This is a genomic window from Streptomyces sp. AC558_RSS880 (assembly GCF_019049255.1).
GTDB lineage: Bacteria > Actinomycetota > Actinomycetes > Streptomycetales > Streptomycetaceae > Streptomyces.
In genome coordinates, this window is record NZ_JAGMUJ010000061.1 from 47,034 (window position 1) to 66,821 (window position 19,788).

The 19,788-nt window shown below is 71.5% G+C and carries 20 protein-coding genes; 12 read left to right on the forward strand and 8 right to left on the reverse strand.

Translation table 11 applies throughout. The annotated features are described in order from the left end of the window. Positions 1 to 32: 32 nt before the first annotated feature. Genes KUM38_RS21510 through KUM38_RS21520 form a run of 3 tightly spaced genes read right to left on the reverse strand, consistent with a single transcriptional unit; the run spans position 33 to position 1,247 of the window. Entirely contained in the window at positions 33 to 542 is a 510-nt protein-coding gene (locus KUM38_RS21510; protein WP_217131050.1) for a MarR family winged helix-turn-helix transcriptional regulator, read from the reverse strand. Between the two features lie 43 nt (positions 543 to 585). Beyond that, positions 586 to 906, reverse strand: coding sequence for an MTH1187 family thiamine-binding protein (locus KUM38_RS21515; RefSeq protein ID WP_217131051.1), 321 nt, complete (start codon positions 904 to 906; stop codon positions 586 to 588). Next, positions 903 to 1,247 carry a DUF3817 domain-containing protein gene (locus KUM38_RS21520; RefSeq protein WP_217131052.1) on the reverse strand — a complete coding sequence of 115 codons (345 nt, stop codon included), beginning with the start codon at positions 1,245 to 1,247 and terminating at the stop codon, positions 903 to 905. Before KUM38_RS21520 ends, KUM38_RS21515 begins: the two co-directional genes overlap by 4 nt. Positions 1,248 to 1,443: 196 nt before the next feature. Here KUM38_RS21520 and KUM38_RS21525 point away from each other — a divergent pair, with 196 nt between their 5' ends. The 4 genes from KUM38_RS21525 to KUM38_RS21540 all read left to right on the forward strand — a co-directional run bounded on the left by KUM38_RS21525 (position 1,444) and on the right by KUM38_RS21540 (position 4,102). Beyond that, positions 1,444 to 2,076 (forward strand): AIM24 family protein, encoded by a 633-nt coding sequence (locus tag KUM38_RS21525; protein WP_217131110.1) that lies wholly within the window; start codon positions 1,444 to 1,446, stop codon positions 2,074 to 2,076. Between the two features lies 1 nt (position 2,077). After that, a complete protein-coding gene (locus tag KUM38_RS21530) occupies positions 2,078 to 2,728 on the forward strand; it encodes an AIM24 family protein (protein WP_217131111.1) in 651 nt (216 codons plus the stop codon). Further along, complete coding sequence (locus tag KUM38_RS21535) at positions 2,725 to 3,528, forward strand: AIM24 family protein (RefSeq protein WP_217131053.1); 804 nt, start codon at positions 2,725 to 2,727, stop codon at positions 3,526 to 3,528. Before KUM38_RS21530 ends, KUM38_RS21535 begins: the two co-directional genes overlap by 4 nt. Before the next feature lie 97 nt (positions 3,529 to 3,625). Next, positions 3,626 to 4,102 carry a MarR family winged helix-turn-helix transcriptional regulator gene (locus KUM38_RS21540; RefSeq protein WP_085571453.1) on the forward strand — a complete coding sequence of 159 codons (477 nt, stop codon included), beginning with the start codon at positions 3,626 to 3,628 and terminating at the stop codon, positions 4,100 to 4,102. A gap of 6 nt (positions 4,103 to 4,108) precedes the next feature. On the opposite strand, the gene KUM38_RS21545 is transcribed toward KUM38_RS21540, so the two are convergent. Together KUM38_RS21545 and KUM38_RS21550 are read right to left on the reverse strand one after the other, a co-directional pair. Next, the gene (locus tag KUM38_RS21545) at positions 4,109 to 5,545 is read right to left on the reverse strand and encodes a cell wall metabolism sensor histidine kinase WalK (protein WP_217131054.1); all 1,437 of its coding nucleotides are present in this window, start codon (positions 5,543 to 5,545) and stop codon (positions 4,109 to 4,111) included. After that, positions 5,542 to 6,207 (reverse strand): response regulator transcription factor, encoded by a 666-nt coding sequence (locus KUM38_RS21550; RefSeq protein WP_217131055.1) that lies wholly within the window; start codon positions 6,205 to 6,207, stop codon positions 5,542 to 5,544. Before KUM38_RS21550 ends, KUM38_RS21545 begins: the two co-directional genes overlap by 4 nt. Before the next feature lie 116 nt (positions 6,208 to 6,323). Here KUM38_RS21550 and KUM38_RS21555 point away from each other — a divergent pair, with 116 nt between their 5' ends. Beyond that, positions 6,324 to 6,965 carry a PepSY domain-containing protein gene (locus KUM38_RS21555; protein WP_217131056.1) on the forward strand — a complete coding sequence of 214 codons (642 nt, stop codon included), beginning with the start codon at positions 6,324 to 6,326 and terminating at the stop codon, positions 6,963 to 6,965. A gap of 149 nt (positions 6,966 to 7,114) precedes the next feature. Here KUM38_RS21555 and meaB read toward each other — a convergent pair whose 3' ends face one another. Together meaB and KUM38_RS21565 are read right to left on the reverse strand one after the other, a co-directional pair. Then, the gene (gene meaB, locus KUM38_RS21560) at positions 7,115 to 8,071 is read right to left on the reverse strand and encodes a methylmalonyl Co-A mutase-associated GTPase MeaB (RefSeq protein WP_217131057.1); all 957 of its coding nucleotides are present in this window, start codon (positions 8,069 to 8,071) and stop codon (positions 7,115 to 7,117) included. A 50-nt stretch (positions 8,072 to 8,121) separates the two neighbouring features. Then, positions 8,122 to 9,354 carry an acetyl-CoA C-acetyltransferase gene (locus KUM38_RS21565; protein WP_217131058.1) on the reverse strand — a complete coding sequence of 411 codons (1,233 nt, stop codon included), beginning with the start codon at positions 9,352 to 9,354 and terminating at the stop codon, positions 8,122 to 8,124. A gap of 147 nt (positions 9,355 to 9,501) precedes the next feature. On the opposite strand from KUM38_RS21565, the gene mce reads away from it, so the two are divergent. From mce to KUM38_RS21600, 7 genes are all read left to right on the forward strand, one after another. Beyond that, a complete protein-coding gene (gene mce, locus KUM38_RS21570; RefSeq protein ID WP_217131059.1) occupies positions 9,502 to 9,942 on the forward strand; it encodes a methylmalonyl-CoA epimerase in 441 nt (146 codons plus the stop codon). A 229-nt stretch (positions 9,943 to 10,171) separates the two neighbouring features. Further along, on the forward strand, positions 10,172 to 14,050 hold the full coding sequence (scy, locus tag KUM38_RS21575; RefSeq protein WP_217131060.1) for a polarized growth protein Scy: 3,879 nt from the start codon (positions 10,172 to 10,174) through the stop codon (positions 14,048 to 14,050). 187 nt (positions 14,051 to 14,237) lie between these two features. Next, positions 14,238 to 15,176: a cellulose-binding protein gene (locus KUM38_RS21580; protein WP_217131061.1), complete on the forward strand. Its 939-nt coding sequence runs from the start codon at positions 14,238 to 14,240 to the stop codon at positions 15,174 to 15,176. A gap of 73 nt (positions 15,177 to 15,249) precedes the next feature. Beyond that, the gene (locus tag KUM38_RS21585) at positions 15,250 to 16,203 is read left to right on the forward strand and encodes an ABC transporter ATP-binding protein (protein ID WP_217131062.1); all 954 of its coding nucleotides are present in this window, start codon (positions 15,250 to 15,252) and stop codon (positions 16,201 to 16,203) included. A 2-nt stretch (positions 16,204 to 16,205) separates the two neighbouring features. Next, complete coding sequence (locus tag KUM38_RS21590; protein WP_217131063.1) at positions 16,206 to 16,979, forward strand: ABC transporter permease; 774 nt, start codon at positions 16,206 to 16,208, stop codon at positions 16,977 to 16,979. A 120-nt stretch (positions 16,980 to 17,099) separates the two neighbouring features. Beyond that, positions 17,100 to 18,377: an ABC transporter ATP-binding protein gene (locus tag KUM38_RS21595; protein ID WP_217131064.1), complete on the forward strand. Its 1,278-nt coding sequence runs from the start codon at positions 17,100 to 17,102 to the stop codon at positions 18,375 to 18,377. Continuing rightward, positions 18,374 to 19,246, forward strand: coding sequence for an ABC transporter permease subunit (locus KUM38_RS21600; protein WP_217131065.1), 873 nt, complete (start codon positions 18,374 to 18,376; stop codon positions 19,244 to 19,246). Before KUM38_RS21595 ends, KUM38_RS21600 begins: the two co-directional genes overlap by 4 nt. Positions 19,247 to 19,252: 6 nt before the next feature. Here KUM38_RS21600 and KUM38_RS21605 read toward each other — a convergent pair whose 3' ends face one another. Then, positions 19,253 to 19,585 (reverse strand): ATP/GTP-binding protein, encoded by a 333-nt coding sequence (locus KUM38_RS21605; protein ID WP_217131066.1) that lies wholly within the window; start codon positions 19,583 to 19,585, stop codon positions 19,253 to 19,255. Between the last annotated feature and the right edge of the window lie 203 nt (positions 19,586 to 19,788).

Below are 19,788 nucleotides of genomic sequence, written 5' to 3' on the forward strand. Positions count from 1 at the left end.
GAGTCCGGATCGCCCGGACGCCGCGGCGGTTCTCAGTCCTCCTCGAAGTCCCCCGCCGCGAGCCGCAGCGGGCGGAGCATCGCGAAGATCTCGCCGCACTCCTCGGCGTCGTACGCGCCCAGACCGAAGTCCATGGCCATCAGGTCGCGGGTGGCGGCCTCGACCACCTCGCGGCCCTTGTCGGTGATGGTCGCGAGGGTGCCGCGGCCGTCGTTGGGGTTGGGGCGCTTGGCGACCAGGCCCGAGCGCACCAGGCGGTCCACGGTGTTCGTCACCGACGTGGGGTGCACCATGAGCCGCTCGCCGATCTTGGACATCGGCAGCTCACCGGACTTGGAGAAGGTCAGCAGCACCAGCGCCTCGTACCGCGCGAACGTGAGCCCGTACGGCTTGACCACCGCGTCCACCTCGGCCAGCAGGATCTGCTGCGCCCGCATGATCGAGGTGATCGCGGCCATCGACGGCACGTTTCCCCAGCGCTGCTTCCAGAGCTCGTCGGCGCGGGCGATGGGATCGAACGAGAGACTGAGCGGCTTCGGCACGGACCAGACCCTACCCGCCGGTCATATGTCGGTCAGCCCCGTCTCACTCATCGGTCCCCGGTCGTCCGTCGCCCCGCGCCAGGTGACGTTCGACGGTCTCCACCTTGGAGGTGAGGCCGTCCGCCACACCCGGGCGGATGTCCGCCTTGAGGACCAGGGAGACGCGCGGCGCGCGTGCCTCCACGGCGGCCACGGCTCGCTTGACCACGTCCATGACCTCGTCCCAGTCGCCTTCGATCGAGGTGAACATGGCGTCGGTGCGGTTCGGCAGGCCGGATTCACGGACCACCCGCACGGCGTCGGCGACGTACTCCCCCACGTCCTCGCCGACGCCGAGCGGCGTCACGGAGAAGGCGACGATCATGCCTTCACGGCCCCTTCGGCGCGGGCACGGGAGGCGATCACCGCGTCCTCGGCCTCGCGCTTGAGGCGGCGGTCGGCGAAGAAGCCACCGGTCGGCAGGACCGACATCAGGAAGTAGAAGGCGGCGGTCCCCAGCGACCACTTGGCGCGGTTCCAGGCGTCGGCCCAGAAGAGCACGTACACGACGAAGAGGAAGCCGTGGATCGCCCCCATCACCGGGACGGCGTTGAAGTCCGTGGTCCGCTTCAGGACCGAGCAGACGAGCAGCAGCAGGAACGAGATCGCTTCGGGGCCCGAGACCAGGCGGAGGCGGCGGAGGGCGGAGGCGGTCTTGATGTCCACGGGTCACCTTCGGTGGGAGAGACGTCGGCGTCTACGGGTCGGACGGCTTGTGAACGCACGCACAAGCGCGCGTCCATTGTGGCAAACCCCGTCCGCGACCGCGGGAGGGGGGCCATGAGGGTTCGATCAGGGCGCGACTCCACCTTCGGGATCTGTCGGCGGGGGCGAAGGTGCGGCTACCGTCGCAAGCGTGGCGATGTTCCGACTTCAGAGCAGCAAGGTGCTCGCCGTCGACATGACCGGGGATGCCGTGAAGGCGAAGAACGGCTCCATGGTCGCGTACGACGGTGACATGGCCTTCAAGAAGCTCAGCGGCGGCGGTGAGGGCCTGAGGGGGATGGTGACCCGGCGGCTCACGGGTGAGCAGATGACGTTGATGGAGGTGAAAGGGCACGGGACCTGCTTCTTCGCGGACCGGGCCTCCGAGATCAATCTGGTGGGTCTGCAGGGCGACAAGCTGTACGTGGAGTCCAGCAACCTGCTGGCGACGGATGGTGGTCTGCGCACCGGGACCACGTTCACGGGGATGCGCGGGGCCTCGCAGGGCAACGGGCTGTTCACGACCACGATCGAGGGCCACGGCCAGGCGGCGCTCCTGTCGGACGGGCCGGCCGTGCTGCTCCGGGTCAGCCCGCAGTACCCGCTGACGGTCGACCCGGGCGCCTATGTGGCCCACCAGGGGAACCTGCGGCAGTCCTTCCAGTCGGGTGTGACCTTCCGCACGCTGCTGGGCGAGGGCGGCGGCGAGGCCTTCCAGATCCGGTTCGAGGGCGACGGGCTGGTCTACGTGCAGCCCAGCGAGCGGAACACGATCGCGGGTGACGTCTGACATGGGCTTCCGGGAGATCAACGCGAAGATGATCGAGGCGACGGTGTCGCCGGGTCAGCGGCTGTTCAGTCAGCGCGGCGCGATGCTCGCGTACAAGGGGGACGTGAGCTTCACCCCGAACAGGGCCGGTGGCCAGGGCGGGCTGATGTCGATGATCGGCCGGCGGGTGGCCGACGAGGACACGCCCCTGATGACCGTGGAGGGCAGCGGCACCGTGCTGTTCGGGCACGGCGGCCACCACGTGCAGGTGATCGACCTCGCCGGGGACACGCTGTACGTCGAGGCCGACCGGCTGCTGGCCTTCGAGGGCACGCTGGAGCAGGGCACGGTGTTCCTCGGCTCGCAGGGCGGGGTGATGGGCATGGTCCGGGGGCAGGTCTCCGGGCAGGGCCTGTTCACGACCTCGCTCAAGGGGCACGGCTCCGTCGCCGTGATGGCGCACGGAGGGGTGATCGAGGTCCCGATCACCCCGCAGCGGCCGGTGCACGTCGACCCGCAGGCGTACGTCGCCCACCACGGCGACGTCCGCAACAAGCTGTCCACGGCCCTCGGCTGGCGGGACATGGTGGGCCGCGGCTCCGGCGAGGCCTTCCAGCTGGAGCTGAGCGGCAGCGGTGCCGTGTACGTGCAGGCGTCGGAGGAGAAGCTGTGAGCACCTACGGAACCCCGGGCGGCGCCGGTCCCACGGTCTTCGACCCGACGACGCTGCCGGCCGACGACAACGTCGATCACTACACCTTCTGCGTGGAGCTCAAGGGCACCCAGTGGTTCATGCAGAAGGGGAAGATGATCGCCTACTACGGTTCGATCGAGTTCAACGGGATCGGGCACGGGCGACTCGACCGACTCGTCCGTACGTCGTTCCATTCGCCTCTGCACGCGAGCGACTGGGTCGTGGCGGAGGGCTCGGGCAAGATGCTCCTCGCCGACCGGGCCTTCGACGTGAATTCGTACGACCTCGAGGACGGCAATCTGACCATTCGCTCGGGCAACCTCCTAGCTTTTCAGCCAAGTCTGTCGCTGAAGCAGTCGATCGTGCCGGGTTTCCTGACGCTGATCGGAACCGGAAAGTTCGTGGCCGCGTCGAACGGTCCGGTGGTGTTCATGGAACCCCCCATCCGGGTGGACCCGCAGGCGCTGGTCGGATGGGCGGACTGCCCCTCCCCGTGCCACCACTACGACCACGGCTACATGACCGGCCTGATGGGCGGTCTACGTGCGCTGACGGGCCTCGGCGGGGCCTCCGGCGAGGAGCACCAGTTCGAGTTCGTGGGGGCGGGCACGGTGCTGCTCCAGTCGTCCGAGACGCTGATGGCGGAGCAGGCCACGGGGGTGACTCCGCATGAGCCGGGGGTGCCCGGTGGTGGGGTTCCGGGAGGCCACGGACAGGGGTCGGGCACACCGCGCCTTCCCGGACAGCTGGGAGACCTCCAGCGTCGCTTCGGGCTGTGAGCGGTAGTGTGCGGGGTGTGACATCGAACGCCTGAACGCGATGTCACACGGAAGCCTTATTAGTTCGCCATTCAACTTCCTTAGGTAGACTTCATTCATGGAGACCGAGACGGCCACCCGCTGGCTGACCAATGCGGAGCAGTGCGCCTGGCGCACCCACCTGGAGGTCAACAGGCTGTTGACGTACCAGCTCGAGAAGGATCTGCAGCCGTTCGGCCTGACGATGAACGACTACGAGATCCTGGTGAACCTGTCCGAGTCGGAGGACCGGCGGATGCGGATGAGCGACCTCGCCTCCGCGACCATGCAGTCGAAGAGCCGCCTCTCGCACCAGATCACCCGCATGGAGAACGCGGACCTGGTCCGGCGGGAGAACTGCGAGTCCGACCGCCGCGGGCTCTACGCGGTCCTCACCGACCACGGGATGGAGACCATGCAGAAGGTCGCGCCCCATCACGTGGCGTCCGTGCGCCGGCACTTCATCGACCTGCTCTCCCCCGAGGCGCTCACCGAGCTCGACAAGGCCCTCAAGCCCATCGCGGAGCATCTGCGCGGGCAGCGGGGACGTCACTGACGCCTTTCAGCGGGCGAGCGGCAGGCGGAGTTCGAACAGGGCTCCGCCGGCCGGCGCCGCACCCGCCGTGAGCGTCCCGCCGTGCCGTACGGCGACGTCCCTCGCGATCGCCAGCCCCAGCCCCGCGCCACCGTCGTCGCGGCTGCGGGCGGCGTCCAGCCGTACGAACCGCTCGAAGATCCGCTCCCGGTCGGCCTCGGCCACCCCCTCGCCGTCGTCGGCCACCGCCAGGACCGCCCGGTCGCCCTCCCGCCGTACGGTCACGGTGACCCGCTCGCGGGCGTGCCGCCGGCCGTTGTCCAGCAGGTTGGCGAGCACCCGGCCGAGCTGCCCCCGCGATCCGGTCACCTCCACCGGCTCCGCGTCCACCGTCACGCCCGTACGTCCCGCGGCCTCCTCGCGGGCCAGCGCCGACAGGTCGACCCGGGCGTCGGCGGGCCGCTCCCCCGCGTCAAGCCGGGCGAGCAGCAGCAGATCGGCGGCGAGGTGCTGGAGCCGCACGGTGTCCTCGACGGCACCGTCCAGGTCGAGCAGCTCGGGATGGGCGGCGGCCACCTCCAGCTGGGTGCGCAGGGACGCGATCGGGCTGCGCAGCTCGTGCGAGGCGTCGGCGACGAACCGCCGCTGGCGCTCCACGGACGCCTCCAGCGCGGCGAGCGTCTCGTTGGTGGTGCGGGCCAGACGGGCGATCTCGTCGTGGGTCGCCGGTTCGGGGACGCGGCGGGCGAGGTCCTCGGAGGCGGTGATCGCGGCCATCTCGCTCCGGATGCCCTCCACCGGGCGCAACGCCCGGCCGGTGACCAGCCAGGTCACCGCGGCGACGACCACCAGGAGCAGTGGGAAGCCGATGAGCATCACGGTCAGCGCGGTCCGCACGGCGCTGTGCTCGGCGGCCAGGGGGGCGCCCGCGTGGACGGTGAGGCGGCCGTGGTCGGGGCTCTCGACCTCCACGGCGGCGAAGCGGTAGTCCTCGGTGTCGCCGTCGATGGTGGCGGAGCCGTTGCTGAAGGTGGTCTCGTGGCCGATCTCGCCGGGGGCCAGGGACTCGTCGGAGTCGCCGCCCCCGTCGGAGTCGTCCGAGTCCTCCGAGTCGTCGTCATCGTCGTCGCCCGGTGCCGACGGCCGCGGCTTCACCTCGGTCGTCGCCGTGCCGCTGATCCGCTCCAGGTCCTCACTGCCCGCGACCAGCTTCCCGTCCTCGTCGACGATCTGCACCGGGCCGTCGTCGCCGTCCAGCCCCGACAGTCCGCCGTACGGCGTCCGGGCGGCGAGCTCGGAGGCGACCGCCCGCGCGGAGCGTTCCGCCTGGGTACCCGCCTCGGCGGTCAGGTTGGAGCGCAGCGACAGCAGTACGGCAGTGCCGGCCGCGACGAGGGCGACGGCGACCACGAGGGTGGCGCCGAGCGTCGCCCGCGCACGGACCGAGCCGAACAGCCGGCTCACGGCGCCGTCTCCAGCCGGTAACCGGCGCCGCGCACGGTGCGGATGAGACCGGCGCGCAGTTTGCGGCGCAGGGCGCTGATGTAGACCTCGACGATGTTGGGGTCGCCGTCATAGGCGAAGTCCCAGACGTGTTCGAGGATGTCGGCCTTGGAGACCACCTCGCCGGCCCGCAGCACCAGGTGCTCGAGCACCGAGAACTCCTTGGCGGTCAGGGCCACTTCGTCCTCGCCCAGGAAGACCCGGCGGGCGGCGGTGTCCACCTTGAGGTCGCCGTGCACATGGACCGGGGAGGCCCCGGCGCCCTGGCGGCGGCGCAGCAGCGCCTTGATCCTGGCGACGAGCACGACGTACGAGAACGGCTTGGTGAGGTAGTCGTCGGCGCCGGTGTCGAGGCCCTCGGCCTCGTCGTACTCGCCGTCCTTCGCCGTGAGCATCAGGATCGGCACGTCGTGTCCGGCGGCGCGCAGGGCGGCGCAGACGCGGTAGCCGTTCAGGCCGGGCAGCATGATGTCGAGGATGAGGAGGTCGTACGTGCCCTCCGTGGCCCGGTGCAGGCCCTCCCGGCCGTCGTGGACGACGTCCACGGCGTAGCCCTCGGCGGTGAGGCCCTTGGCGAGCGACAGGGCGAGCCGCTTTTCGTCCTCCACGATCAACAGGCGCATGGGGTCAAGGGTCGCAAAGGGAACCTGAAGATCCCTTCAGGCGGTTTCAGGTTCCTCTCAGCGTCGGTCGGCGAGATTGAAGGCGTCGAAAACGAAGCAGCTCGGGAGGAACCAGCATGAAGCGCAACATCGTGATCGCCGTCGTCACGGCCGCGGCCCTGGTCGGGGGCGGTACGGCCACGGCCCTCGCGGTCTCGGGGGACGACGCGCCGACAACGCGGGCGACGGAGAACCGGGCGGCGGACGACGACGGGCGCGACGACGACCGGGGGCGCGCGGACGCCGACGATCAGGACGACGACGGCGACGACCGGGACGACAGCGACGACCGCGTCGCCTCCTCCGGTGACGTCACCGCCGCCGACGCCATCGCCGCCGCGCTGAAGCACACGCCGGGTACGGCCGTCTCCGCCGAACTGGACGACAGGGTCTGGGAGGTCGACGTCCTCGGCGGCGGGGACACCTGGCACAGCGTGCGGATCGACCCGGGCAGCGGCAAGGTCCTGGGCGCCTCGGAGGACGACGAGGACGACGCCGATGAGGTGCGGGCCGCGTTGAAGGGGGCGTCGGTGACGGCCGGGGAGGCCGCGAAGGCGGCCGCCACCGAGGGGACGGTGACGTCGGTGGACCTGGACGACGACGATGACAAGGGGTGGGAGGCCGAGACGCGTGCCTCCGGCGGGGACGAGCGGGACTGGCGGGTCGATCCGAGCAGCGGCAAGGTCACGGCGGACCGTGACGACTCGGACGACGACTGATTGTTTCCCGCCCCCGCCGCCCCCTCCCTTCCCGTCCCTGGGGGCTGCCGCCCCCAGACCCCCGCTTCGGCCCTGGACGGGCCTCATCCTCAAACTCCCCTGGAGGGGCACCCCCGGACGGGCTGGCTGATGCCGGACGGGCTGAGAAGTCAGCCCCGCGTCAGCCCCGCCACCAGTTCGTCCGCCGCCCGGTACGGGTCCAGGTCCCCGGCGATGATGCGTTCCGCCAGCGCGTCCAGGCGGCGGTCGCCGTGGAGGTCGCCGATGCGTTCCCTCAGGGCCGTGACCGCGATGGTCTCGACCTCGCGGGAGGCGCGGGCCAGGCGGCGGGTCGTCAGGACGCCGTGTTCCTCCATCCACGCGCGGTGCTTCTCCAGGGCCTCGACGACCTCGTCGACGCCCTCCGCGCGGGCCGCGACCGTCTTGACGATCGGGGGGCGCCAGTCGCCGGGGGCGCGGGACTCGCCGAGGCCGAGCATGTGGTTCAGCTCGCGGGCGGTCGCGTCGGCGCCGTCGCGGTCGGCCTTGTTGACGACGTAGACGTCGCCGATCTCCAGGATTCCGGCCTTGGCGGCCTGGATGCCGTCACCCATGCCGGGCGCCAGCAGCACCACGGAGGTGTCGGCCTGGGAGGCGATCTCCACCTCCGACTGGCCGACGCCGACCGTCTCGACCAGGATCACGTCGCAGCCGGCCGCGTCCAGGACGCGGATGGCCTGCGGGGCGGCCCACGCGAGGCCGCCCAGGTGGCCGCGCGTCGCCATGGAGCGGATGTAGACGCCGGGGTCGGAGGCGTGCTCCGACATGCGGACGCGGTCACCGAGCAGGGCACCGCCCGAGAAGGGGGAGGACGGGTCGACGGCCAGGACGCCGACCCGCTTTCCCTGTTTGCGGTACGCGCTCACCAGGGCCGAGGTCGAGGTGGACTTGCCGACGCCCGGGGAGCCGGTGAGACCCACCACGTACGCGTTCCCGGTCAGCGGCGCCAGGGCCGCCATGACCTCCCTGAGCTGTGGGGACGCCCCCTCCACCAGGGAGATCAGCCGGGCCACGGCCCGTGGCCTGCCTTCCCTGGCCTGGGCGACCAGCGAGGAGACGTCCTGCATCACAACTCCGTTCACGAGAGGGAAATCAGCAACCTGCGAAGAACCCCGGCTCAGGCCTTGGGTACCCGCACGATCAGCGCGTCACCCTGGCCGCCGCCGCCGCACAGCGCCGCCGCGCCGACGCCTCCGCCGCGCCGCTTCAGCTCCAGGGCGAGGTGCAGCACGAGCCGCGCGCCGGACATCCCGATCGGGTGACCCAGCGCGATGGCGCCGCCGTTGACGTTCACCTTTTCGATGGAAACGCCCAGGTCCTTCATTGACTGCACGGCGACCGCGGCGAAGGCCTCGTTGATCTCGATGAGGTCGAGGTCGGAAACCTCCAGGCCCTCCTTCTTCAGCGCGTGCCGGATCGCGTTGGACGGCTGCGACTGGAGGGAGTTGTCGGGTCCGGCCACGTTGCCGTGGGCGCCGATCTCGGCGATCCACTCCAGGCCCAGCTCCTGCGCCTTGGCCTTGCTCATCACGACCACGGCCGCCGCGCCGTCCGAGATCTGCGAGGAGGAGCCCGCGGTGATCGTGCCGTCCTTCGAGAAGGCCGGGCGCAGCTTGCCGAGCGACTCGACCGTGGTGTCGCCGCGGATGCCCTCGTCCTTGCTGAACAGGACCGGGTCGCCCTTGCGCTGCGGGATCTCGACCGGGGTGATCTCGGCCTCGTAGACGCCGTTCTTCTGCGCGGCGGCGGCCCGCTGGTGGGACAGGGCGGCGATCTCGTCCTGCTCGGGGCGGGCGATGCCGAGGCGGGTGTTGTGCTTCTCGGTGGACTCGCCCATGGCGATGTTCTCGAAGGAGTCGGTCAGACCGTCGTACGCCATGGCGTCGAGCATCTGCACCGCGCCGTACTTGAAGCCCTCGCGGGACTTCGGCAGCAGGTGCGGAGCGTTGGTCATGGACTCCTGGCCGCCGGCGACGATCACGTCGAACTCGCCGGCCCGGATCAGCTGGTCCGCGAGCGCGATGGCGTCCAGCCCCGAGAGGCACACCTTGTTGACGGTGAGCGCCGGGACGTTCATCGGGATGCCGGCCTTGACGGCGGCCTGGCGGGCCGGGATCTGGCCCGCGCCGGCCTGGAGCACCTGCCCCATGATCACGTACTGGACCTGGTCGCCGCCGATCCCCGCACGGTCGAGGGCGGCCTTGATCGCGAAGCCGCCGAGGTCGGCTCCGGAGAAGGACTTCAGTGACCCGAGCAGCCGACCCATCGGGGTGCGGGCGCCCGCGACGATGACGGAGGTGGTGCCGTTCGATGCGGAAGGTGCGGGAGATGCCGAAGATGCGGAAGTCATGAGCTGCGGTCCCCTTCCGGCTGCACAGCCGAGGAGTGAACGAGGGTTTACTGCGAATGTACTGACGTGCGGTGGACCCCGTCATCGCCCTTTCGGTGTGATCGCGCGCACGTTGCGTAACCATCGCGGGGGCGCTGCACTGAATCCATGCTGACGCGAATCGACCACATCGGGATCGCCTGTTTCGACCTGGACAAGACCGTGGAGTTCTACCGGGCCACCTACGGCTTCGAGGTGTTCCACTCCGAGGTCAACGAGGAGCAGGGCGTGCGCGAGGCCATGCTCAAGATCAACGAGACCTCCGACGGCGGGGCCTCCTACCTGCAGCTGCTCGAGCCGACCCGGGAGGACTCCGCCGTCGCCAAGTGGCTGGCGAAGAACGGCGAGGGCGTCCACCACATCGCCTTCGGTACGGCGGACGTGGACGCGGAGGCCGCGGACATCAAGGACAAGGGCGTACGCGTTCTGTACGAAGAGCCCCGGCGCGGCTCCATGGGGTCACGAATCACCTTCCTGCACCCCAAGGACTGCCACGGCGTACTGACGGAACTGGTCACTTCCGCGCCCGTTGAGTCGTCCGAGCACTGACCCACGTACATAAGGGCCGGTAGGGTTGGGTCCGGTCACCGCTCGATGCGTGGTGACCGAGTCCCGCCGTCTTCGGCGGCGGGATCGCCGGGGTCCGGGTTTCGGGGGGCGAGCGCGGGGCAGCAGCCCATGCTCCGCCGTTGATCTGACACCATTCCCCGGGGGCCCCGTCCGGCGGATGGGCGGAGCCCGGCCAGACTTGCGACCAGGGGACGGATGGGACCGCGCAGTGCGGGGCTACGAGAGCCAGGAGCGAGAGCCGGCGGCTGACGTCGACCACCTCTCTCGGTTCGAAGCCGAGATGAAGCGGCTGAAGACCGAGCGGGAAAAGGCGATCCAGCACGCCGAGGACCTCGGCTACCAGGTCGAGGTGCTGCGCGCCAAGCTGCACGAGGCGCGGCGCACCATCATGTCCCGGCCCGCGTACGACGGCGGTGACATCGGCTACCAGGCCGAGCAGTTGCTGCGCAACGCGCAGCTGCAGGCCGACCAGCTCCGCGCGGACGCCGAGCGGGAGCTGAGCCAGGCGCGGGCGCAGACCCAGCGGATCCTCCAGGAGCACGCGGAGCAGGCGGCCCGGCTCCAGGCGGAGCTGCACCAGGAGGCCGTGACGCGGCGCCAGCAGCTCGACCAGGAGCTGGCGGAGCGCCGGCAGACCGTCGAGTCGCACGTCAACGAGAACGTGGCGTGGGCGGAGCAGTTGCGCGCCCGCACCGAGCAGCAGGCCCGCCGGCTCCTCGACGAGTCCCGCGCGGAGACCGAGCAGGCGCTGGCCGCCGCCCGCGCGGAGGCGGAGCGGCTGACGGCCGAGGCCCGGCAGCGGCTGCAGAGCGAGGCGGAGTCGGCCCGCGCGGAGGCCGAGCAGATCCTGCGCCGGGCCCGCGCGGACGCCGAGCGGCTGCTGAACGCCGCCTCCACGCAGGCCCAGGAGGCCACCGACCACGCCGAGCAGCTGCGGACGTCCACGGCCACCGAGTCGGAGTCCGCGCGCCGTCAGGCGCAGGAGCTCAGCAGGGCCGCCGAGGAGCGGATGTCGCAGGCGGAGTCCGCGCTGCGCGAGGCCCGTGCCGAGGCGGAGAAGGTGCTCGCCGAGGCGAAGGAGTCCGCCGCGAAGGCGCTCGCCGCCGCCGAGTCCGCCAACGAGACCCGTACGCGGACCGCCAAGGAGCAGGTGGCGCGGCTGGTCAGCGAGGCCACCAAGGAGGCGGAGGCCACCAAGGCGGACGCCGAGCAGCTGGTCGCGGACGCCCGCGCGGAGGCCGAGAAGATCGTCGCCGAGGCCGCGGAGAAGGCCCGCACGATCACCGCGGAGGAGTCCGCGACGCAGCTGTCCAAGGCGGCCAAGACCGCCGAGGACGTGCTCAACAAGGCGTCGGAGGAGGCCAAGCAGACCACCAGGGCGGCGGCCGAGGAGGCGGAGCGGATCCGCCGGGAGGCCGAGGCCGAGGCGGACCGGCTGCGCGCCGAGGCGCACGACATCGCCGAGCAGCTCAAGGGCGCGGCGAAGGACGACACCAAGGAGTACCGCGCCAAGACGGTCGAGCTGCAGGAGGAGGCCCGCCGGCTGCGCGGCGAGGCCGAGCAGCTGCGCGCCGACGCGGTCGCCGAGGGCGAGAGGATCCGCGCGGAGGCCCGCAAGGAGGCCGTGGCGCAGATCGAGGAGGCGGCGAAGTCCGCCGAGGAGCTGCTCGCCAAGGCGAAGGCGGACGCCGACGAACTGCGCTCCACCGCGCAGACGGACAGCGAGAAGGTCCGCACCGAGGCCATCGAGCGCGCCACGACGCTGCGCCGGCAGGCCGAGGAGACGCTGGAGCGCACCCGTCAGGAGGCCGAGCGGCACCGCGCGGAGGTCGTCGAGCAGGCCGACGCGCTCAAGGAGGACGCCGAGCGGGCCGCGCGCGAACTGCGCGAGGAGACCGAGCGGGCCGTGGAGGCCCGCCGCGCGGAGGCCGCCGGGGAACTGACGCGGCTGCACACGGAGGCCGAGGAGCGGCTCGCCGCCGCCGAGCAGGCGCTGAGCGACGCGCGGGAGGAGGCCGCCCGGATCCGCCGGGAGGCGTCCGAGGAGACCGAGCGGCTGCGCGCGGAGGCCGCCGAGCGGATCCGTACGCTCCAGCAGCAGGCGGAGGCGGAGGCCGAGCGGCTGCGTGACGAGGCCGCCGCGGACGCGTCGGCGTCCCGCGCGGAGGGCGAGTCCGTCGCCGTGCGGCTGCGGTCGGAGGCCGCGGCCGAGGCGGAGCGGCTGAAGTCGGAGGCGCAGGACAGCGCCGACCGGATGCGCGCGGAGGCACAGGCCGCCGCCGAGCGGATCGGCACGGAGGCGTCCCAGGCGCTGGCCGCCGCGCAGGAGGAGGCCGCCCGGCGGCGCCGCGAGGCCGAGGAACTCCTCGGCGCGGCCCGGCAGGAGGCCGACCAGGAGCGCGAGCGGGCCCGCGAGCAGAGCGAGGAGCTGCTGGCGTCGGCGCGCACCCGCGTGGAGGAGGCGCAGGCCGAGGCCGTACGGCTGGTCGAGGAGGCCGACCGGCGCGCCACCGAGATGGTGTCGGCGGCCGAGCTCCATGCCCAGCAGGTGCGGGACTCCGTCGCGGGGCTGCACGAGCAGGCCCAGGAGGAGATCGCCGGGCTGCGCAGCGCCGCCGAGCACGTGGCGGAGCGCACCCGCCGCGAGGCCGAGGAGGAGGCGGACCGGGTCCGCGCCGACGCCTACGCGGAGCGGGAGCGGGCGAGCGAGGACGCGGGCCGGCTGCGGCGCGAGGCGCAGGAGGAGACGGAGGCCGCGAAGGCGCTGGCCGAGCGGACGGTGTCCGAGGCCATCGCGGAGGCCGACCGGATCCGTACGGACGTGTCCGAGCACGCCCAGCGGGTGCGTACGGAGGCGTCGGACACGATCGCCGAGGCGGAGCAGGCCGCGGCGCGCACCCGGGCGGACGCCCGTGAGGACGCCAACCGGATCCGTTCGGACGCGGCGACGCAGGCGGACACCCTCATCACCGAGGCCCGCAGCGAGGCGGAGCGGCTCACCGAAGAGACGATCGCGGAGACCGACCGGCTGCGCATGGAGACGGTCGCCGAGGCCGAGCGGGTGCGGTCGGAGTCGGTGTCCAAGGCGGAGAAGCTGATCGCGGACGCCACCGGGGACGCGGAGCGGCTGCGGGCCGAGGCCGCGGAGACGGTCGGGTCGGCGCAGGCGCACGCGGAGCGGATCCGCCGGGAGTCCGAGCGGGTCAAGGCCGACGCGGAGTCGGAGGCCGAGCGGATGGTGTCCGTCGCGCGCGAGGAGGCGGAGCGGACGCTGGACGAGGCCCGCAAGGACGCCAACAAGCGGCGTTCCGAGGCGGCCGAGCAGGTGGACACGCTCATCACGGAGACCACCGCCGAGGCGGACAAGCTGCTCGCCGAGGCGCAGCAGCAGGCGCTGAAGACGACGGCGGACGCCGAGTCGCAGGCGGACACGATGGTCGGCGCGGCCCGCAGCGAGGCCGAGCGGATCGTCTCCGAGGCGACCATCGAGGGCAACACCCGGGTGGAGAAGGCCCGTACGGACGCGGACGAGCTGCTGGTCGGCGCGCGCCGGGACGCGACGCAGATCAGGGAGCGCGCCGAGGAGCTGCGCGACCGGATCACGAGCGAGATCGAGGAGCTGCACGAGCGGGCCCGCCGTGAGGCGGCGGAGACGATGAAGTCGACGGGCGACCGCTGCGACGCGCTCATCAAGGCCGCCGAGGAACAGCTCGCCAAGGCGGAGGCGAAGGCCAAGGAGATCGTCTCCGAGGCCAACTCCGAGGCCGGCAAGGTGCGCATCGCCGCCGTGAAGAAGGCCGAGGGCCTGCTGAAGGAGGCGGAGCAGAAGAAGGCCAGCCTGGTGAAGGAGGCCGAGGAGCTGAAGGCCGAGGCGGTCCGGGAGGCGCGGCGCACGGTCGAGGAGGGCAAGCGCGAGCTGGAGGTGCTGGTGCGGCGCCGCGAGGACATCAACGCCGAGATCTCCCGCGTGCAGGACGTGCTGGAGGCGCTGGAGTCCTTCGAGGCGCCGGGGGGTGCGAAGGACAACGGGGTCAAGGCGGGGGCCGCGGCCGGTGCTACCCGTACGGGTGGCAAGTCACCGGAATAGTTGGCAAAGCGGACGAAATCCCCTGTACGGTGAGGGCTTTGACCATGACATTGGCAAGCCTTCCAGCGGCGAGCCACTCAAAAGGGGTGTCATTCTCCGTATCAAACGTGCATCCGCTCGATGACACAGCGCTTCGGCCCCTAGGATTCCACCTATCACCTCACCGGTCTCATTCGACAGGAACCCCATGAGCGACACTTCCCCCTACGGCTTCGAGCTTGTGCGGCGTGGGTACGACCGCGCTCAGGTGGACGAACGTATCTCCAAGCTCGTCTCCGACCGTGACAGCGCTCTCGCCCGCATCACCGCTCTGGAAAAGCGCATCGAAGAGCTCCACCTCGAGACACAGAACGCCCAGGCCCAGGTCAACGACGCCGAGCCGTCGTACGCGGGTCTCGGCGCGCGCGTGGAGAAGATCCTCCGCCTCGCCGAGGAGGAGGCGAAGGACCTGCGCGAGGAGGCCCGGCGCGCGGCGGAGCAGCACCGCGAGCTCGCCGAGTCGGCCGCCCAGCAGGTGCGCAACGACGCCGAGTCGTACGCCGCCGAGCGCAAGGCGAAGGCGGAGGACGAGGGCGCCCGGATCGTCGAGAAGGCCCAGGGCGACGCGTCCCAGCTGCGTTCCGAGGCGCAGAAGGACGCGCAGTCCAAGCGGGAGGAGGCGGACGCCCTCTTCGAGGAGACCCGCGCCAAGGCCGCGCAGGCCGCCGCCGACTTCGAGACGAACCTCGCCAAGCGCCGCGAGCAGTCCGAGCGCGACCTGGCGTCGCGGCAGCAGAAGGCCGAGAAGCGCCTCGCGGAGATCGAGCACCGCGCGGAGCAGCTCCGCCTGGAGGCCGAGAAGCTGCGCACCGACGCCGAGCGCCGCGCCCGCCAGACGGTGGAGACGGCCCAGCGTCAGGCGGAGGACATCGTGGCCGACGCCAACGCCAAGGCCGACCGGATCCGTTCGGAATCCGAGCGCGAGCTGGCGGCGCTGACCAACCGCCGCGACTCCATCAACGCCCAGCTGACGAACGTCCGCGAGATGCTCGCCACGCTCACGGGTGCCGCGGTGGCCGCGACCGGTGCGCCCGCCACCGAGGACGAGCCGATCTCCCGCGGGGTCCCGGCCCAGCAGTCCCGGTAACGGCGACCGACGTACCGGCGAAGCCCTCTGCCACTGAGTGGCAGAGGGCTTTGTCCTGTTTTAGCGTGGCCGCATGATCGAGCTCGAGGGGCTGACCAAGCGGTACGGCGAGAAGGTGGCGGTGGACCACCTGACCTTCACCGTCAGACCGGGCATCGTCACCGGCTTCCTCGGCCCGAACGGCGCCGGCAAGTCGACCACCATGCGGATGATCCTGGGCCTGGACCATCCGACCGCCGGGGACGTGCGGATCGACGGCACGCACTACGACCGGCTCAAGGACCCGCTGACCTGCATCGGCGCCCTGTTGGAGGCCAAGGGCGTGCACCCGGGCCGCAGCGCCTACCACCACCTGCTGTGCCTCGCGCAGAGCAACGGTCTCCCGCGACGGCGGGTGCACGAGGTGCTGGACGAGGTCGGGCTGACGGCGGTGGCGCGGAAGAAGGCCAAGGGTTTCTCGCTCGGCATGGGCCAGCGGCTCGGCATCGCGGCGGCGCTGCTCGGCGACCCGCGGATCCTGATGTTCGACGAGCCCGTCAACGGCCTCGACCCCGAGGGCATCCACTGGATCCGCACGCTGATGAAATCGCTCGCCGCCCAGGGCCGTACGGTCTTCGTCTCCTCCCACCTGATGAGCGAGATGGCGCTGACCGCCGACCACCTCGTCGTCATCGGCCAGGGCCGGCTGCTCGCCGACACCTCCATGGCCGAGTTCATCGAGCACAACTCCCGCTCCTACGTCCGGGTCCGCGGCCCGCAGCGCGAGCGGCTGCTCGACGTGCTGCGCCAGGCCGGGGTCACCGCCGTGGAGAGCGGCGACGGGGCGCTGGAGGTGGACGGCTCCAAGGCCGAGTACGTCGGGGAGCTGGCGGCCCGGCACCAGCTGGTGCTGCACGAGCTGAGCCCGCAGCAGGCCTCCCTGGAGGAGGCGTTCATGCGGTTGACCGCGGAGTCGGTGGAGTACCACGCGCACACCGGCGCCCCCGCGCCCCGGCAGCAGTGGGGCGACGGCTGGAAGAAGGGCTGAGCATGGCGGCAACGCAGGTCGTCCGGTCCGAGTGGACCAAGATCCGGTCGGTGGCGTCCACCGTGTGGACGCTCTCCCTGGCGGTGGTCGTCACCATCGCGCTCGGCATGCTGATCGCGGCGTTGTCGAAGAACGAGTTCGAGACCATGAGCGCGCGGGACCGGCTCTCCTTCGACCCGACGTTCATCAGCTTCGCCGGGATGAGTCTCGGCCAGCTCGCGATGATCGTGTTCGGGGTGCTGGTGGTGTCGAACGAGTACAGCACCGGAATGATCCGCGCCTCGCTGGCGGCCGTACCGCGGCGCGGCACGTTCCTGCTGAGCAAACTGGCGGTCGCCACCGCGCTCGCCCTCGTCGTCTCCATGGCGACCAGCTTCGCCACGTTCTTCCTGGGCCAGGCGATGCTCGGCGAGCACAAGGCGTCCCTCGGGGACGACGGGGTGCTGCGGGCGGTCATCGGCGGCGGCCTCTACATGACGCTGATCGCGCTGTTCTCGATGGGCGTCGCCGCGATGCTGCGCTCCCCCATGCTGTCGCTGGGCATCCTGATGCCGTTCTTCTTCCTGATCTCCAACATCCTCGGCAACGTCGACGCCACGGAGAAGATCGGCCGGTTCCTGCCCGACCAGGCGGGCAGCAAGATCATGCAGGTGGTGACGCCCCTGGACGACGACACCCCGTACGGGCCCTGGGGCGGCCTCGGGATCATGGCGCTGTGGGTGCTCGCGGCGGTCGTCGGCGGCTATGTCCTGCTGAAGAGGCGCGACGCGCAGTGAGGGACCGCGCGGGACCGTTTTTTACCTCGGCTTGGGCGGAACCGTCAGCGCCTCGATAAGCTCCTAACCCTTACGGGGGCGTGTGCCCCGCTGTCCTGAACCTTTCGATGGGTGCGGAGCATGATCGAGGCAGTCGGCCTGACCAAGCGGTACGGCGACAAGACCGCTGTGTACAACCTCTCCTTCCAGGTGCGTCCCGGCGCCGTCACCGGGTTCCTGGGACCCAACGGCTCGGGCAAGTCGACGACGATGCGGATGATCCTCGGCCTGGACAACCCCACCGCGGGACGGGTCACGATCGGCGGCTACCCGTACCGCAATCTGCCCAACGCCCCCCGTCAGGTCGGCGCGCTGCTGGACGCGAAGGCGGTGCACGGCGGCCGGTCCGCCCGCAACCACCTGCTGAGTCTGGCCCAGCTGTCGGGCATCCCGGCCCGGCGCGTGGACGAGGTGCTGGGCGTGGTGGGCCTGCACGACGTGGCGCGCAGGCGGTCCAAGGGCTTCTCGCTGGGCATGGGCCAGCGGCTCGGCATCGCCGCCGCGCTGCTCGGCGACCCCCAGGTGCTGCTGTTCGACGAGCCGGTCAACGGCCTCGACCCCGAGGGCATCCTCTGGGTGCGCAACCTGATGAAGGCGCTGGCCGCCGAGGGCCGTACGGTGTTCGTCTCCTCCCACCTGATGAGTGAGATGGCACTGACCGCCGACCACCTCATCGTCATCGGGCGCGGACAGCTGCTGGCCGACATGAGCGTGACGGACTTCATCTCCGCCAACTCCGCCGACTTCGCGCGCGTGCGCACCCCCGACACCGAGCCGCAGCAGCGCGAGAAGCTGTCCGCCGCGATCACCGAGGCCGGCGGCCACGTGCTGCCCGAGCAGGACGGCGCGCTGCGGGTGACGGGACTGGCGCTGCCGCGCATCAGCGACGTCGCCCACGACGCCGGCGTACGGCTGTGGGAGCTGTCGCCGCACCAGGCCTCGCTGGAGGAGGCGTACATGCGGATGACGCAGGGCGCCGTCGACTACCGCTCGACCACCGACCAGAAGGCCGGGCTCCAGCAGCCGCTGCCGCCCGGCGCGCAGCCGCCGGTGCCGGTCCCGGGACAGGGCCAGCCCGGCTGGTACGCCCCGCCGCCGCCCCAGCAGGGCGGGCAGCCCTTCGCCGCGCCGCAGGGCGCGCCCGTACCGGCCCCCGCGGGCCCCTACGGCGCCCCGGGCACCCCTGGAGCGGCCGCGGGCGCCCCCGCGCCCAACCCGTACGCGCAGCCCGCCCCGCAGGCGCCCCAGGCGCCGCCCGGACCGGCTCCGGCGGCGCCGCCCGCCGCGCCCCCGACCGCTCCCGCCGCCCCCTCGACCGCTCCCACCGCCGACCTGACCAAGCCCGAGGACGCCCGATGAGCACGCCCCCGCCCCCGATGCCGCAGGCCGCCGCACCCGACTGGCAGGCGGCGCCCGGCTCCCCGTACCCCGCCTACACCTCGCCGATCCCCGTGGTCCGTACGCACCTCGGGCACGCGCTCGCCTCCGAGTGGACGAAGATCAAGTCCGTGCGCTCGACCATGTGGACGCTGGGCGTGTTCGTGCTGCTCGTGGTCGGCATCGGTCTGCTGACCGGCCTGGTGGTCTCGAGCGCCGAACCCGACATGGGCGGCGAGAGCCCGCTGGCCCTCGGCTTCTTCGGACTGCTGCTCGGCGGCATGTGCATCATCACGCTGGGCGTGCTGACCACGGCGTCGGAGTACGGCACCGGCATGATCCGCACCACGATGGTCGCCTGCCCCTCGCGCGGACGGGTGCTCCTGGCGAAGGCCCTGGTGTTCTTCCTGATCGCCTTCGTGGTGACCCTGGTGTGCGCGACGCTGGTCGGCTTCCTGCACGTGGCGCTGCTGGAGGGCGACAACAGCAGGGAGCCCAGCGGCGAGGAGTGGCTGAAGGGCACGGTCGGCATCTCGCTGTACGTGGCGCTGCTCGGCACGCTGTCGCTGGCGATCGGGTCGATCATCCGGCACTCGGCGGGCGCCATCACCATCATGATCGGTGCCGTGCTGGCCCCGCTGGTGATCGCGCTGTTCATGTTCTCGTCCTCGCTGGCGGACGTGCAGGAGGCGCTGTTCGAGTACTCCATCCCGAACCAGATGAGCATCTTCTACGCCAACTCGCTGAGCGAGTCCGGCCCGTCGGGCTGGGACCCGCTGTGGATCATGCTGGCCGTCACGGCCGCCGCGCTCGGCGGTGCCTTCGCCCTGCTGCAGAAGCGGGACGTGTAGGGGCGTTCAGAACTTCGGCGCGTTACGGGACCGCTGCACCCGCGTGGTGCGGCGGTCCCTGGCGTTCCAGCACGCCTTGTGCCAGTGCCGGCGCTCGTCGACGCCCGAGTGCTCCGGCCAGGCCACCACGTGCGGCACCCCGTCCGGGATCAACTGGTCGCAGCCGGGGCACCGGTAGGCCTTGCCCTGGGCACTGGAGCCCGCCACGTGCCGCACGCTCCACTCCTCGCCCTGCCAGCTCTCCGTGGACTGCCAGCCGCCGTAGCGGCCGGAGCCGTCGTCCTCGGCGCTCCGGCCGGACGAACCGGCTCCCTTGGGTCGGTTGCGACGCGGGGACACAGGACACCTCACGGGGCTATACAGGATGCTGGGGCCGCGTCCAGCCTACGCGGCGCGCGCAGGGGTACGCGTACGGCACCAATCGTTACAAGTCCCCTCCGTGACGGTGCGGCATCCCCCCTCCTGAGCGGCCGATTCTGCAGACAATCCGCCAAATCCCTCGCCCGGCCGTGTCCTCGGCACGTGTCGGGCGGTTATGCCCT

What these genes read in the sequence shown, in the direction of transcription:
- KUM38_RS21595 (WP_217131064.1), top strand. Translation starts at nt 17,100, where the DNA reads ATGATCGAGGCAGTCGGCCTGACCAAGCGGTACGGCGACAAGACCGCT.
- KUM38_RS21600 (WP_217131065.1), top strand. Translation starts at nt 18,374, where the DNA reads ATGAGCACGCCCCCGCCCCCGATGCCGCAGGCCGCCGCACCCGACTGG.
- KUM38_RS21585 (WP_217131062.1), top strand. Translation starts at nt 15,250, where the DNA reads ATGATCGAGCTCGAGGGGCTGACCAAGCGGTACGGCGAGAAGGTGGCG.
- meaB (WP_217131057.1), bottom strand. Translation starts at nt 8,071, where the DNA reads ATGCAGGACGTCTCCTCGCTGGTCGCCCAGGCCAGGGAAGGCAGGCCA.
- KUM38_RS21550 (WP_217131055.1), bottom strand. Translation starts at nt 6,207, where the DNA reads ATGCGCCTGTTGATCGTGGAGGACGAAAAGCGGCTCGCCCTGTCGCTC.
- KUM38_RS21540 (WP_085571453.1), top strand. Translation starts at nt 3,626, where the DNA reads ATGGAGACCGAGACGGCCACCCGCTGGCTGACCAATGCGGAGCAGTGC.
- mce (WP_217131059.1), top strand. Translation starts at nt 9,502, where the DNA reads ATGCTGACGCGAATCGACCACATCGGGATCGCCTGTTTCGACCTGGAC.
- KUM38_RS21525 (WP_217131110.1), top strand. Translation starts at nt 1,444, where the DNA reads ATGTTCCGACTTCAGAGCAGCAAGGTGCTCGCCGTCGACATGACCGGG.
- KUM38_RS21565 (WP_217131058.1), bottom strand. Translation starts at nt 9,354, where the DNA reads ATGACTTCCGCATCTTCGGCATCTCCCGCACCTTCCGCATCGAACGGC.
- KUM38_RS21555 (WP_217131056.1), top strand. Translation starts at nt 6,324, where the DNA reads ATGAAGCGCAACATCGTGATCGCCGTCGTCACGGCCGCGGCCCTGGTC.
- KUM38_RS21515 (WP_217131051.1), bottom strand. Translation starts at nt 906, where the DNA reads ATGATCGTCGCCTTCTCCGTGACGCCGCTCGGCGTCGGCGAGGACGTG.
- KUM38_RS21530 (WP_217131111.1), top strand. Translation starts at nt 2,078, where the DNA reads ATGGGCTTCCGGGAGATCAACGCGAAGATGATCGAGGCGACGGTGTCG.
- KUM38_RS21580 (WP_217131061.1), top strand. Translation starts at nt 14,238, where the DNA reads ATGAGCGACACTTCCCCCTACGGCTTCGAGCTTGTGCGGCGTGGGTAC.
- KUM38_RS21590 (WP_217131063.1), top strand. Translation starts at nt 16,206, where the DNA reads ATGGCGGCAACGCAGGTCGTCCGGTCCGAGTGGACCAAGATCCGGTCG.